This window comes from Bacillus sp. mrc49 (assembly GCF_002803435.1).
On record NZ_PHNG01000266.1, the window covers coordinates 1 to 545 of the forward strand.

At 45.7% G+C, this 545-nt stretch carries 1 protein-coding gene; it reads right to left on the reverse strand.

The annotated features are described in order from the left end of the window. Positions 1-506 (reverse strand): nitroreductase family protein (locus CVN76_RS01895; protein ID WP_232732060.1); only part of this gene is annotated, 506 nt, incomplete at its 3' end. Positions 507-545: the final 39 nt, after the last annotated feature.

The following is a 545-nucleotide window of genomic DNA, read 5'->3' on the forward strand; positions in this document are numbered from 1 at the left end:
TCCATGTCAGGAAAGCCTAAGTAAATGAATGCCAGCACTTCACCTTTTGAGGATAAACGGAAGAAATCCCGCACCTTCTCATGATAAGTTATTTTTCCCGTTCTCCATACTGCCCCCAGCCCGAGGGAATGTGCAGTAAGCAGCATATTTTGGATGGCACTGTTCACTGCGGCATACTCTTCGGCTACAAGGACATTATTCTTATCACTGGGCTCTATGCCCACTGCGATGATGACCGGTGCCCTCAGAGGATTTTTCTTTTGCCTTTCAAGTTTGCTGATCAAGCTTTCCGGTGTGTCATCTGCATTTTCAATCCTTGTTATTTCCTCGAATACCTGGCCAAGTTTATTTCTGCCTTCCCCAGTCAATACAAAAAAACGCCACGGCTCCGTTCGATGATGGTTTGGTGCATATGTACCCGCCTCGATGATTTGCTCGATCATTTCTTTAGGTACAGGATCTTGCTTAACGATTCCTATGCTTCTCCTCGTTTTTATCGCTTCCATTATTTCCAATGCCGTTCGCCCCCTATCCCTTTATCTCCA